10 protein-coding genes are annotated in these 12834 nt (G+C 68.1%); 5 read left to right on the top strand and 5 right to left on the bottom strand.

The window, feature by feature from the left end:
- Positions 1 to 153: 153 nt before the first annotated feature.
- A complete protein-coding gene (locus Aple_RS56100; protein ID WP_308805549.1) occupies positions 154 to 1494 on the bottom strand; it encodes a serine/threonine-protein kinase in 1341 nt (446 codons plus the stop codon).
- 112 nt (positions 1495 to 1606) lie between these two features.
- On the opposite strand from Aple_RS56100, the gene Aple_RS43995 reads away from it, so the two are divergent.
- Together Aple_RS43995 and Aple_RS43990 are read left to right on the top strand one after the other, a co-directional pair.
- Positions 1607 to 2506, top strand: coding sequence for a 4-(cytidine 5'-diphospho)-2-C-methyl-D-erythritol kinase (locus Aple_RS43995; protein WP_246265256.1), 900 nt, complete (start codon positions 1607 to 1609; stop codon positions 2504 to 2506).
- A 16-nt stretch (positions 2507 to 2522) separates the two neighbouring features.
- Entirely contained in the window at positions 2523 to 4313 is a 1791-nt protein-coding gene (locus tag Aple_RS43990) for an ABC-F family ATP-binding cassette domain-containing protein (protein WP_155350739.1), read from the top strand.
- An 88-nt stretch (positions 4314 to 4401) separates the two neighbouring features.
- Here the strand turns inward: Aple_RS43990 and Aple_RS43985 are convergent, their stop codons facing one another.
- Positions 4402 to 5925, bottom strand: a complete 1524-nt coding sequence (locus Aple_RS43985; protein ID WP_155350738.1) for a trypsin-like serine peptidase — start codon at positions 5923 to 5925, stop codon at positions 4402 to 4404.
- Between the two features lie 325 nt (positions 5926 to 6250).
- Positions 6251 to 6763 carry a MarR family winged helix-turn-helix transcriptional regulator gene (locus Aple_RS43980; RefSeq protein WP_155350737.1) on the bottom strand — a complete coding sequence of 171 codons (513 nt, stop codon included), beginning with the start codon at positions 6761 to 6763 and terminating at the stop codon, positions 6251 to 6253.
- Positions 6764 to 6847: 84 nt separating this feature from the next.
- Here Aple_RS43980 and Aple_RS43975 point away from each other — a divergent pair, with 84 nt between their 5' ends.
- The 3 genes from Aple_RS43975 (at position 6848) to Aple_RS43965 (ending at position 9567) form a co-directional block, all read left to right on the top strand.
- Positions 6848 to 7600: a trans-aconitate 2-methyltransferase gene (locus Aple_RS43975; protein ID WP_155350736.1), complete on the top strand. Its 753-nt coding sequence runs from the start codon at positions 6848 to 6850 to the stop codon at positions 7598 to 7600.
- A 104-nt stretch (positions 7601 to 7704) separates the two neighbouring features.
- The gene (locus tag Aple_RS43970; RefSeq protein WP_155350735.1) at positions 7705 to 8052 is read left to right on the top strand and encodes a VOC family protein; all 348 of its coding nucleotides are present in this window, start codon (positions 7705 to 7707) and stop codon (positions 8050 to 8052) included.
- Between the two features lie 69 nt (positions 8053 to 8121).
- Positions 8122 to 9567, top strand: coding sequence for a CYTH and CHAD domain-containing protein (locus tag Aple_RS43965; RefSeq protein WP_155350734.1), 1446 nt, complete (start codon positions 8122 to 8124; stop codon positions 9565 to 9567).
- An 89-nt stretch (positions 9568 to 9656) separates the two neighbouring features.
- On the opposite strand, the gene Aple_RS43960 is transcribed toward Aple_RS43965, so the two are convergent.
- Together Aple_RS43960 and Aple_RS43955 are read right to left on the bottom strand one after the other, a co-directional pair.
- Complete coding sequence (locus Aple_RS43960) at positions 9657 to 10508, bottom strand: NUDIX hydrolase (RefSeq protein WP_155350733.1); 852 nt, start codon at positions 10506 to 10508, stop codon at positions 9657 to 9659.
- Positions 10505 to 12607: an RNA degradosome polyphosphate kinase gene (locus Aple_RS43955; RefSeq protein WP_155350732.1), complete on the bottom strand. Its 2103-nt coding sequence runs from the start codon at positions 12605 to 12607 to the stop codon at positions 10505 to 10507. The genes Aple_RS43960 and Aple_RS43955 overlap by 4 nt, the downstream gene beginning before the upstream one ends.
- Positions 12608 to 12834: the final 227 nt, after the last annotated feature.

Here is a 12834-nt window from a genome sequence, read left to right as displayed (position 1 = left end):
GTGGCTTGGTTGTCGGTTCGGAGAGGTGCGCTGAGGTGTCTGTCCATCGCAGGACAGTCGGTTTCACCTCGGAAGAGTCCTTGGGGTGTCGCGTGGCGTGGGGTTCGTGGTGCGCGAAATCATGTGGTTGCCTAGTCCGGCGCTGTCGGGTCGTCACAGGCGGACCTCGGTTTCGTTGCCGCCCGCCATCGGTGATCCGGTCAGTATGGCGGGGACGTTGCCTTCGGGGAGCGTGTACTGGGCGGTTAAGGAGAGGCTGTCGCCCGGCATGAGTTGATCGGGTGGGCGTGCGCTGGTTGTCGTGTGGGTGAGACCCTGGTCGTCGATGAGCTGGGGGTAGGCGCCGAGTGGGGCCGTGGCGCCGCCCATGTTGATCAGGAGCCAGGTCACCGCACAGGTTTTGCTGCCGGTGGGGGCCGGGAGACAATGCGGGCGCTGGACGATCATGTGGACGTCGCGGACGACGATGCGGCGGCCGATGTCGTTGACGCGGGCCGGCTCGCGGCTCCCGGAGGGCGTACCGTCGCGGAGGCCGAGGTACAGACCCGCGGCGAGGACCACAAGGCCGGCTAAGACGGCGAAGGGCCACTTGCGGCGTTTGCGGGCGGGTGGCTGGATGTTCTCCGGGGGGTCCCAGGCCAGGACTTCGGTGCTGGGGTCGTCGCGCCCGCCGACGAGGGCGAGCAGGAGTTCCTGGGCGGAGGGGCGGTGCCGCGGTTCCTTGTGGAGGGCACGGCGGACGAGGTGGTCGAGGGGGGCGGGGAGGCCTTCCAGGTCGGGTTCGGATTCTAAGACGCGGTGGGCGAGGACCATGGGGTCGCCTTCGCCGAAGGGGTGGCGGGCGTTGCCCGCGTAGCCGACCAGGCAGCCCCAGGTGAAGATGTCGACGGCGGGCGTGACCACCCGGCCCTGTAATTGTTCCGGCGCCCACCAGCCGGGGGATCCGACGACTTCGCCGGTCTCGGTGTGGCCGTGCGTGGCGTCGACCGCGCGCGCGATACCGAAGTCGATCACCCGAGGGCCGGACATGGACAGGATCACATTGGCCGGTTTCAGATCCCGGTGCACGAGTCCCGCCGCGTGGATGGCGGTCAGCGCGGCGGCCACGCCGAAGGCGACCCCGTGTAAGGTGCCCGCCTCCAGCGCGCCGAAGCTCGCGATCTGCCGGTCCAGCGGGGTGCCCGGGATGAACTCGGTGACCATGTAAGGCCGCCCGTCCTCGGTCGTGCCCTGATCCAGCACCAGCGCCGTGCAGAACGAGGCCACCCGCTGCGCGTGCTCCACCTCGGTCTTGAAACGCTGGCTGAAGTCCTCGTCCACCGCGTACTGCCGTTTGACGACCTTGACGGCGACCTGGCGTTCCCCCTCCACGCCAAGGTAAACGGTCCCCATGCCGCCCGTGCCGAGCCGCCCAAGCAACTGGTATGGCCCGATTCGCGCCGGATCGCCCGCGGAAAGCGGCGCGCTGATGGCCGAGTTGACGTCGATGTGCACTCCCCGTGAACCGCACGTTGCCGCAACCGTACCGTTCTATGTACGGCTTTCGCCCCAATTTGAGGTGATCTTTTGTCGGGTGTAGGGCCAGGTCAGGTTAGGCTCGGATGCCGTGACGTCATCTGTGACCGTCCGTGTCCCGGGCAAAGTCAATCTTCAGCTCTCCGTGGGCCCGCTGCGTGACGACGGCTACCACGACTTGGTGAACGTGTTCCACGCCGTGTCGCTGTTCGACGAGGTGTCCGCGGTGGAGTCGGAGACGTTGACGGTCCGGGTGGAGGGCGACTCGGCCGGCCTGGTGCCGCTGGACGGCGACAATCTCGCGATCCGGGCCGCCCGCGCGCTCGCCGCCCGCGCCGGCCGGCCGTACGGCGCGGAGCTGGTCATCCGCAAGTCCATCCCGGTGGCGGGCGGCATGGCCGGCGGCAGCGCCGACGCGGCGGCGGCCCTGGTGGCCTGCGACCGGCTCTGGGGCCTCGGCCTGCCCCAGCGGGATCTGCTGGACATCGCCGCCGATCTGGGGAGTGATGTGCCGTTCGCCCTGCTCGGCGGCACCGCCGTCGGCACCGGCCGGGGCGAGATGCTCACGCCGCTCCCGGTCCAGGGCACCTTCTTCTGGGTGTTCGCCCTCGCTGACGGAGGACTGTCCACCCCCCAGGTGTACGGCGAGTGCGACCGCCTCCGCGAAGCCGCCGGAGAACGCGCATGCTGGCCCGCGCTGAGCGGCCAACTCGCCGCCGCGCTCCGCGACGGTGATGCCCCAGGACTGGGCAAGGCCCTGGTCAACGACCTGCAACCAGCCGCGATCATGCTCCGCCGCAGCCTGGCCAGGACCCTCCAGGTCGGCCGCGATCGCGGCGCGCTCGGCGTGCTGGTCTCCGGCTCCGGCCCGACCTGCGCCTTCCTCGCCGAGTCGGCCGAGCACGCGCTTGACCTGTCGGTGGCGCTGCGCAGCGCCTGCCGAGCCGTGGTGAACGCCTACGGACCGGTCCCCGGAGCCGTGGTCGTCTAGATAGGCTTACCAGGCGATGAATCTGGTCAATCTTGAATCCGTCTCCCACGCCTACGGTCCCAAACCCCTGCTCGCGAACGTCTCGCTCGGCGTCGAGGAAGGCGACCGCATCGGCGTCGTCGGCCGCAACGGCGGCGGCAAGACCACGCTGATCTCGATCATCGCGGGGGAGCTGAAACCGGACGGCGGGCGGGTCACCCACACCCGCAACCTGCATGTCGGCGTGCTGTCCCAGCGAGACGACTTCGCCGCCGACGCCACGGTCCAGGAGCTCGTGCTGGGCGGCAGGGCCGAGCACGAATGGGCGGGCGACGCCGCGATCCGGGAGATCCTGGCGAACCTGCTCGGCGACATCGAGCTGTCCGCGCGGGCCGGCGCCCTGTCCGGCGGTGAGCGCCGCAGGACCGCGCTGGCTCGGCTGCTGATCGGCGCCGACGACCTGATCGTGCTCGACGAGCCCACCAACCACCTGGACATCGAGGCCATCGCCTGGCTGGCCGGGCACCTGGCGGCGCGCCGGTCGGCGCTGATCGTGGTCACCCACGACCGGTGGTTCCTGGACGCGGTCTCCACCAGGACCTGGGAGGTCGTGGACGGCTCCGTCGAGCGGTATGACGGCGGCTATGCGGCGTATGTGCTGGCCAAGGCCGAGCGCGCGCGGGTCGCGCAGGCCACCGAGGACCGGCGGCAGAACCTGATGCGCAAGGAGATCGCCTGGCTGCGGCGCGGCCCGCCCGCGCGCACCTCCAAGCCCAAGTTCCGGATCAACGCCGCCGAAGCCCTGATCGCCGACGTGCCGCCGGCCCGCGAGACCGTCGAACTGCTCAAGTTCGCCTCCGCCCGCCTCGGCAAGACGGTGTACGACCTGGAGGACGTGACCCTGCACGCGGGCGGCCCCGACACCGGTCCGCTGGTCCTCGACCACTGCACCTGGCAGTTCGGCCCCGGCGACCGGATCGGCCTCATCGGGGTCAACGGCTCGGGCAAATCCACCGTGCTCCGCCTGCTCTCCGGGTCGGTACGGCCCGACTCCGGCCGCCTGGTCGAGGGCCGAACCGTCAAACTCGCCCACCTCTCCCAGGAGCTCAGCGAACTCGACCCCACCCGTCGCGTCCTGGAGACGGTCGAGGAGATCCGCAAGTACATCACGGTCGGCAAGAAGGAATGGTCGGCCTCGCAGCTGCTGGAGCGCCTCGGGTTCAAGGGCGACGCGCAGTGGAAAGTCATCGGCGACCTGTCCGGTGGCGAACGACGCCGCCTCCAGCTGCTGCGATTGATCATGGACGAGCCGAACGTGCTCCTCCTGGACGAGCCCACCAACGACCTGGACATCGAGACCCTGACCGAACTGGAAGACCTGCTCGACGGCTGGCCGGGCACGCTGGTCGTGGTCAGCCACGACCGGTACTTCCTGGAACGCGTCTCGGATCGCACGGTGGCCCTGCTCGGCGACGGCAAACTGTCGATGCTGCCCGGCGGCGTCGACGAATACCTGGACCGCCGCGCGACCGGCAACGCCCTGTCGGCCCGCGCCGCGACAGCCGTACCCACCCTGGTCGTCGAGACCCCCATCACGGTCGGCCTGTCCGCCAAGGAACAGCGGGAACTCCAGAAGGAGCTGTCCCGGCTGGAACGGCAACTGGACAAGCTCTCCGAACGCGAAGGAAAAGTCCACGCCCAGATGGCCGAAGCCGCCAGCGACTTCGAACGCCTCGGCAAACTCGACGCCGAACTCCGCGAGATCGCCACCCTCAAGGAGAGCACCGAAGTCGACTGGCTGAACGTGGCCGACCGCCTCGGCGAATGAACGAGAAAGGGCCCGGCCGAGCGTGGCCGGGCCCTTCATTTCACGTGCTCAGGCGAACCGGGGCACCTCCGGTTCTCCCGTATGGCTACTAGACGATCCTGCCGGACCAGAGGTTCTTGGCCACGCTGTAGACGCCGTAGGTCTCACCGTCGAAGTACGGGGAGACGCTGGTGTCGTAACGGTTGTTCTTGTCGGTGTCGGAGACGCCGATGGTGACACCGTTCAGGAGGCCAAGACGACGGTTGCTCTTGTAGTTCAGCAGCCACGACGAGCCGAGTGCGCCCTCGCCGGTGAAGCTGGACTTGATGCCGATGAGCTCTTGGGCCTTGATGGACGAGGCCGAAGCGGCGAACGTCTTGCCGTACGCCCACTTGAGGGTCTTGCCGGAGAAGGCGTAGTTGCCGTCCGGGTGGGAACCGCTCGGGTAGCCGAACACGAAGACCGGCTTGCCGATCTTCTGGTTGTAGGCCAGGCCCTGGCCGCCGACGTTGTCACCGAGGCGACCGACGTCCTTGAGGCCGATGGACAGCACCTTGCCGACGACCTTGTAGTCCAGGTCGTAGTTCACCCAGAAGGAGCGCAGGTGGTACGTAAAGCCGCCACCCTCCTTGGGCTTGGTGTACCCGAGCGTCCTCTTGTCTTCGCTCAGGTAAACGTTGCCCTCGACGTTCTCGCCGGCCAGAGCGTCCTGCCACTCGGCCTGGCCCACATCGTTGCTGTCGACGTAGCCGGTGCCGGTCGCGGCGGCCTTGTCGACGTCGTCGAAGGCGGTGTTCGAGTTGAACTTGTGCCACGCTTCGTAGGTGACGCCCCCGACATGCTCGGACTCGGGCGAGTGCTGCGGCTTGACCCTGTCGTAGTCGATGACCTCTTCGATCTTCAGCCAGGACCACCCGGTGGTCTTGTCCGCCGCGAGCTTCGCCTTCTCCCTCTCGGCCGCGCGCTTGGTCGGGTAGGGCTTGCTCTCGTAGTCCTTGTCGAAGCCCGCCGACGTCGGGATGACGCCGTTGTACACGGTGACGAACGCGTAGTCGCGGTCGCCGTCCTCGTACACGTCGAAGTCGTAGTGCGTGAAGCCCTGCTTACCGACGTAGATGCCCCAAGGAGTCTTGCCCTGGTAGTAACCGGGGATGAAGACCCACTTGTCGAGGGTGGCGCCGTTGCTCTGGGTGTCGTACACGCAGCTGCCGGCCGTGGCCACCAGGTTGCGGTACTGCGCCTGGATCGAGGTGCCCGTGCACCAGTGCGGGTCGCCGTCGGCGCCGATGAAGAACACCTTGCCCGAGGTCTTGGGCAGGTTGACGTTCTTCGACTTGCTGGTGCTCTTCTTCTCGTCGCCGATCGCGGGGATCACGCCGGGCTTGCTGTCCGCGGCGGGACCACCGGTCGAGACGTGCTTGGCGACGACCTTCGTCTCCACGTCGTAGGGCGTGGCGCCGATCAGGTTGGCCTTGTGCTCGCCGTACCAGAACTTGGCGACCTGCTGCGCGGCCAGGTTGGTGTTGGCCAGGATGACCGACGGAACTTCGTCGCCCGCCTGAGCGGGGGAGGCGACAAGAGCGGAGGCCAGCAGGCCCGCGCTGATGCCGCCCACAACGAATGTGCGCTTCATGGTGTAACCCCAGGTCTGTCGTGGGACGTCACTTGCGCCCCATGCGTCAGTAAAGGAACAGTTAGAAGCTATAAGACGATCTACCGTTGCGAAAGTTGAACGGCTTGTCAGCTGGGCTTGCGGCCTCGCCTGATACACCACATACCTGAGCGAAACCTGGGAATGGAAGGGTCGTTTCCCCTGCTGGCGGGGGCTACCCAAAATGATCACGCCAGGACCGGTCCAGATGTGGTGTGACATAAATCACACACCCCAAATGAAACCACAAGGCGCTATTGTCGCGTCTTACTCGGGTTTCTTCTGCCACCTGGCGGGCAGTGGGCCCCTACGCTCCGCTGTCGGAAGCGTCAAAAGGGACAAGAAGCGTGCGCAGCAGGCCCGACAGGGCCTGCTGCTCATGCTTGCCGAGGGCCGCCAGGAGCTCCTGCTCCCGGCGGAGCAGCCCGGTGAAGGCCGCGTCGACCCGTTCGAGCCCGCTGGGGGTGAGCCGGACGAGCACGCCGCGGCGGTCCTCGGGGTCGGGGTGGCGGGTCACCAGGCCGGTCGCGGCCAGCCGGTCGATCCGGTTGGTCATGGTGCCCGAGGTGACCAGGGTGGCGCGCAGCAGCGCGCCGGGGCTCAGCTCATACGGCTCGCCGGACCGGCGCAGCGCGGTGAGCACGTCGAACTCCCAGGATTCGAGGCCGTGCTCGGCGAAGCTGGCCCGCCTGGCCCGCTCGAGATGGCGGCTCAGCCGCGACACCCGGCTCAGGACCTGCAGCGGGCTCACGTCCAGATCGGGACGCTCCTGCTTCCACGCCGCAACGAGCCGGTCCACTTCATCCTCGGCCTGCCTCATGAACAACAAGTCTATCTCTCTTGACGTCGAGACATATATCACGATATCAAGTATCTTGATGTCGAGATAAATGGAGAATGTCCCATGTGGAACCCCACCCTGTACGGCCGGTACGCCGACGAGCGGGCCCGCCCGTTCTTCGAGCTGGTCAGCCGGATCGGCGCGGAGCACCCCCGGCAGGTCGTCGACCTGGGCTGCGGCACCGGCGAGCTCACCGTGCACCTGGCCCAGCGCTGGCCGGACGCCGACCTGTCCGGCGTGGACTCGTCCCCGGAAATGCTCTCCAAAGCCCCACCTGGGGCTCGGTTCGAGGTGCTGGACGCACGGGCCTGGAAGCCCGCTGAACCGGTTGATGTGATCGTGTCCAACGCGCTGCTGCAGTGGATCCCGGAACACCGCGAGCTGATCACCCGCTGGATGGCCGAGGACCTGGCTCCGGGCGGTTGGCTGGCCTTCCAGGTGCCGGGCAACTTCGACTTTCCCAGCCACGTCCTGATCCGCGACCTCTGCCAAAGCGCGGCCTGGCGGGACGAGCTCGGTGACCTCGTCAGACACGCGCCGGTGGGGGATCCTGGCGAGTATCTCGACCTGCTCGGCGGCAACGAGGTGGACGCCTGGGAGACGACCTACCAGCACGTGCTCCAGGGTGAGGACGCCGTGCTCACCTGGGTCAGGGCGACCGCGCTCCGCCCGATGCTGGGGCGGCTCACGCCGGACCGCCAGGACGAATTCCTGGCCGAGGCGGGCCGGCTGCTGGGAGAGGCGTACCCGCGCCGCTCCTACGGCACCCCGTTCCCGTTCCGGCGGATCTTCGTAGTGGCCCGGAAGGAGTCGTAATGATCGCGGGAGTCCCTCATGCGCCGGCCGCGAGCGACCCAAGTTGCGGGCGTGTTCGGCTTGACCGGGGCGAATCTTCGTTGTGGCTCGGAAGGACGTCATAGATGATCGTGGGAATCCATCATGTCCAGCTGGCCGCGCCCGCCAGGAGCGAACCTGAGCTGCGAGCCTTCTACGTGGGCGTGCTCGGCATGACCGAAGTCGAGAAGCCTCCCGAGCTGGCCAAACGCGGCGGAGCCTGGTTCCGCGGGCAGGGTGTCGAGCTGCATCTGGGCATCGAGGCGGATTTCAGGCCCGCCCGCAAGGCGCATCCCGCGCTGCTGGTCACCGATCTGGACGCGTTGCTGGCCAGGCTGCCGGATGCCGTACCCGATGATCTGCTGCCGGGGTATCGCCGGTGCCATGTGCACGACCCGGTGGGGAATCGAATCGAGCTCTTGCAGATGCCTTGAGCGATTTGTTTACCTTCGGGTGGCATTATGGCCGCACATACGCGGCCAACTGTTCACTGCGAGGTGCTAGTGCCGATCGAGATCGAAGACAAGTTCGACGTTCCCGCCGAGTTCGAGATCCCGGACCTGAGTGATCTCAAGGGCGCCGCGGAGGCCGTGGGCCCCCGCACCTTCTCCCTGGTCGCCATCTACTTCGACACGCCTGACCTGCGGCTGGCCGCGCGCGGCATCACGCTGCGGCGCAGGCGCGGCGGCGACGACTCGGGCTGGCACCTCAAGCTCCCCAAGAGCAAGGGCGTGCGCGAGGAGGTCACCCACCCGCTGACCCGCAGCACCAAGGTCGTGCCCCCGGAGCTGGCCGAACTCGTGCTCGTTTACAGCCGCGGCGCGGATCTGGTCCCGGTTGCCCAACTGGACACCAAACGCGGCGTCACCCGGCTCATGGACGAGCACGGCGACATCCTGCTCGAGATCGCCGACGACCGGGTCAAGGGCACGGTCTTCGGCGAGCCCCCGGCCGTGACGCGCTGGCAGGAAGTCGAGGCCGAGCTGGTCAAAGGCGACGAGACCATCCTGCGCCGGGTCGGCAAACGCCTCCGCAAGGCGGGTGCGGTCCCGGCCGAGTCGGCCAACAAGCTCGGCCGCCTGCTCGGCGACGCCATCCCCGCCTCGCCGCCCCCGCCTCCGGCGGGCACGGCCGGCGCGGTCGTGGCGAACTACTTCCGCACCCAGGTCGAGGCGCTGATCGCCCACGACGGTCCGGTACGGCGAGCCGAAGACGACGCCGTGCACCAGGCCAGAGTCGCCTGCCGCCGCATGCGCAGCGCGCTCAGGGCGTTCAAGTCGCTGGTCGAGGACACCGAGAAGCTCCAGGAGGAGCTGCGCTGGCTGGGCGAGGTGCTCGGCGAGGTCCGTGACCTGGAGGTCATCAGGGCCAGGTTCGCCGGGCACCTGGACACCCTGGACGACGCCATGATCGTCGGCCCGGTCCGCGAGCGCCTCGGCTCCGACCTGAAGGCCAAGGAGGACGAAGCCTATGGGCGCGTCCGGGAGGTCATGAGCGACGAGCGCTACTTCGCGCTGCTGGACGCGCTGGACGCGCCGCTTCCGCTGACCAAGAAGGCGGCCAAGCCCGCCGAGGGCACCCTGGAGAAGATCGCCGACAAGGAGTGGCAGCGGGTCGAGGGCCGCTACGCCGCCGCCCAGGCCATCGAGGACCACGCCGAGCGCGAGATCGCCATGCACGACGTGCGGAAGGCGGCCAAACGGGCGCGGTACACGGCCGAGGCGCTCGGCATGACCCAGGCCGCCAAGCGCGCCGAATCGGTTCAGGAAGTGCTCGGTCTGCACCAGGACGGCGTGGTCGCCCAGCAGACCCTCGCCGCCGAAGCCGACCGAGCCCGCGAGGCAGGGGAGGACACCTTCACCTACGGCGTGCTCGCCGGCATGGAACACGAAACCGCCGAACGTGCCCACCGCAAGTTCCCCCAAGTGTGGGCCAAGGTCACCGCTTAGCCGCGTGGGCCTGGTCGGAGGAACGTCGCGAACTACCTAACGGCAACCTCCGCGCCGTAAGTCGTATGTCGCGGCCAAGCCCGGTCGTATTACGTGGCGTAACGTTCCACGCTGACTAGCTGGTCGCCGCTGTGGTGGACGACCGCGAAGGCGCCCTTGCGGAGATGGGTGTCGCCGCAGCGGTGGTCGCAGAAGGCGTCGAGCAGGTCGGGGACGACCTTGCCATGCGTGCACACGACCGCGGGTTCGTCCAGTTTCTGGACGAGGCGGAGGGTTTCGCGTGGGTCGTAGTGGTTCTCCGTGAGCAGCTTCTCCTTGCGCACGGGGAGGCCGGTTTTCGTCGCGTACGGCTTGAGGGTCTGGACGCAGCGTTTGCTCGGGGAGCTGACCAGGGCGGTCGGCGCGTATGCCACGAGGGCGGTGGCGAGGGTTTCGGCCTGGGCCAGGCCGGCTTGGTCGAGGGGGCGGCGGTCGTCGTCGCCTTTCCAGTCCTGGCGGGAACCGGCTTGAGCATGCCGTACCAGGATCAAGGGGGTGGTGCGGAGGGGGGCGGCGGTGAGGGCGCGGAGCAGGCCCGCGTCCCATTCGTAGGTGAGGCGGCGGCGGGCGGCGTCCAGGCTGAGCCAGGCGACCTGGTCGACCTCCTCGACGGCTTCCAGGTCGCCGATGGCGACGGCCTGGGCGGTCCAGTAGTCCACCCGTTTCAGGCGGCCGTCCTTCAGGTAGTGCACGGGGGGCAGCGAACGGCCGAGGACGACCTGCAGGCCGGTCTCCTCGGCCACCTCGCGGAGCGCTCCGGCGATCACGTGCTCGCCGGGTTTCAGCTTGCCCTTGGGGAAGGACCAGTCGTCATACCGGGGGCGGTGGACCACCGCGACCTCCGGGTTTCGCTCGTCTCCGCGCCAGATCACGGCACCGGAGGCGCGTACCAGATCGGTCATTCGCTGTCGTCCACCGTGCGCCACCGGCGGGTGCCGATGAGGTGGTGCTGAAGGTCGGTTCCGCCTTGGTGTCTTTGCCAGAGTCCGTCCGCGTTGAGCCACCATGAGTCCGTCCCATCGGAGAAGGCCCGATCGAGCAGGTCCGCGATGTACGTGCGATGTTGCGTTCCGGTCACCTTGACCAGGGCTTCCACTCGGCGGTCCAGGTTCCGGCGCATCAGGTCGGCGCTGCCGATCCAGTATTCCGGGCGCCTGCCCAGGCCGAACTCGAACACCCGCGAGTGCTCGAGGAAGCGGCCGAGCACGCTTCTGACCCGGATCGTCTCCGACAAACCTGGCACGCCCGGCCGGAGTGTGCAGATGCCGCGCACCCAGAGGTCGATCGGGACGCCCGCCCGCGAGGCGCGGTAGAGCGCGTCGATGACGGGCTCGTCGACCAGCGAGTTCGTCTTGATGCGGATCTTGGCCGGGCGCCCGGCGGTCTGGTGGGCGATCTCCCGGTCGATCCGGCCCAGCAGGCCCTGGCGCATCGAGTGCGGGGCGACCAGCAGGCGGCGATAGGCCGAATGGTTGGAGTAGCCGGTGAGATGGATGAACAGGTCGGTGACGTCCTCGCCCATCAGCGGGTCGGCGGTCAGCAGGCCGAAGTCCTCGTACATGCGGGCGGTCTTCGGGTTGTAGTTGCCGGTGCCGATGTGGCAGTAGCGGCGCAGCTCGCCGCTCGGCTCCTGCCGCACGACCAGGGCCAGCTTGCAGTGCGTCTTCAGGCCGAGCACGCCGTAGACGACGTGGCAGCCGGCGCGTTCGAGCTTGCGCGCCCAGGAGATGTTGGCGTGCTCGTCGAACCTCGCCTTGATCTCGACGACGACCACGACCTGTTTGCCCGCTTCGGCGGCGTCGATCAGGGCGTCCACGATGGGGGAGTCGCCGCTGGTGCGATACAGGGTCTGCTTGATCGCGAGCACGTCCGGGTCGGCGGCGGCCTGCTCGATGAACCGCTGCACGCTGGTGGAGAAGGAGTCGTACGGGTGGTGCAGCAGGATGTCGCGCTCGCGGAGCAGGGCGAAGATGTCGTCGTCGGCGTGTACGGCTTCGGCCGGGACGAACGGGCGGTAGCTCAGCTCGCCGCGGTTCTGGGCCGGGCCGATGTCGGCGATGGCGTGCAGGCCGGACAGGTCCAGCGGGCCAGGCAGCCGGTAGATCTCGTGTTCGGCGACGCCGAGTTCTTCGACCAGGAGTTCCAGGACCTCGTCGGTGATGGTGTCCTCGACTTCGAGGCGGACCGGGGGGCCGAAGCGGCGGCGTAGGAGCTCGCGTTCGAGGGCCTGCATGAGGTTCTCGGTGACGTCCTCGTCGACGTCCAGGTCCTCGTTCCTGGTGACGCGGAAGACGTGGTGCTGGACGACCTCCATGCCCTTGAAGAGCTGGCCGAGGTGGGCGGCGATGACGTCTTCCAGGGGGACGAAACGGTCCCTGGAGGCGGTGACGAAGCGGGGCAACTGGCTGGGAACCTTGACGCGGGCGAAGACGGTGTTGCCTGTTGCCGGGTTCCGGACGGTTACCGCGAGGTTGAGCGAAAGTCCGGAAATATAGGGAAAAGGATGGGCGGGGTCGACGGCGAGCGGCGTCAGTACCGGCCGGATCCGCTCCCGGAACAGCTTGCGCATCGCGGTGCGCTCATCCCGGCCCAGATCATCCCAGCGGACGATCTCGATCCCCTCGGCCGCCAGATCCGGCCCCACCAGCTTGTGGAAGCAGGCGTCATGCCGCCGCGCCAGCCCATCCGCGATCCCCGCGATCCTGGCCAGCTCCTCCCGCGGCTTCAGCCCGCTCTTGGTCCGCAACAGCAGACCGGTGGCCATCCGCCGTTTCAGCCCCGCCACCCGCACCCGGAAGAACTCGTCGAGGTTACTCGCGAAGATCGCCAGAAACCTCACCCGCTCCAACAGCGGCGTCCGCGGATCCTCAGCCAGCTCGAGCACCCGCTCATTGAACTGAAGCCAGCTCTCCTCCCGGTTAAGAAACCGATCAGGAGGGAGCGGACGATCCCCAGTGTTGTGGTCTTCCTGCTTCGAAGCGACAGAGATTTCGGCGGACATGTCCTAAATATGCCCGAACTTGTTGAACGGAACGTTAACCAGGGCCTGAAATCTCGGCGTGTCGTGTCTATGGCTGTGCTTCTGGCCGCGCCTCCGGCACGGCGGGCTTGGCCGCCTGCAGCCTGTGTCTTCCCTCGTCTCTCCGGCCGCTTCGCGACCTGCGTTCCTCAGTCCAGACGCAGTCGCGGCTGTGTCTATGGCCGCGCCTCCGGCACGGCGGGCTTGGC

It is taken from the genome of Acrocarpospora pleiomorpha (assembly GCF_009687885.1).
Taxonomy (GTDB): domain Bacteria; phylum Actinomycetota; class Actinomycetes; order Streptosporangiales; family Streptosporangiaceae; genus Acrocarpospora; species Acrocarpospora pleiomorpha.
This window is presented reverse-complemented; position numbering and strand designations above follow the sequence as displayed.

Coding starts and splice junctions, on each gene's coding strand:
- Aple_RS43990 (WP_155350739.1), top strand. CDS start 2,523: ATGAATCTGGTCAATCTTGAATCCGTCTCCCACGCCTACGGTCCCAAA.
- Aple_RS43985 (WP_155350738.1), bottom strand. CDS start 5,925: ATGAAGCGCACATTCGTTGTGGGCGGCATCAGCGCGGGCCTGCTGGCC.
- Aple_RS43980 (WP_155350737.1), bottom strand. CDS start 6,763: ATGAGGCAGGCCGAGGATGAAGTGGACCGGCTCGTTGCGGCGTGGAAG.
- Aple_RS43975 (WP_155350736.1), top strand. CDS start 6,848: ATGTGGAACCCCACCCTGTACGGCCGGTACGCCGACGAGCGGGCCCGC.
- Aple_RS43970 (WP_155350735.1), top strand. CDS start 7,705: ATGATCGTGGGAATCCATCATGTCCAGCTGGCCGCGCCCGCCAGGAGC.
- Aple_RS43960 (WP_155350733.1), bottom strand. CDS start 10,508: ATGACCGATCTGGTACGCGCCTCCGGTGCCGTGATCTGGCGCGGAGAC.
- Aple_RS43955 (WP_155350732.1), bottom strand. CDS start 12,607: ATGTCCGCCGAAATCTCTGTCGCTTCGAAGCAGGAAGACCACAACACT.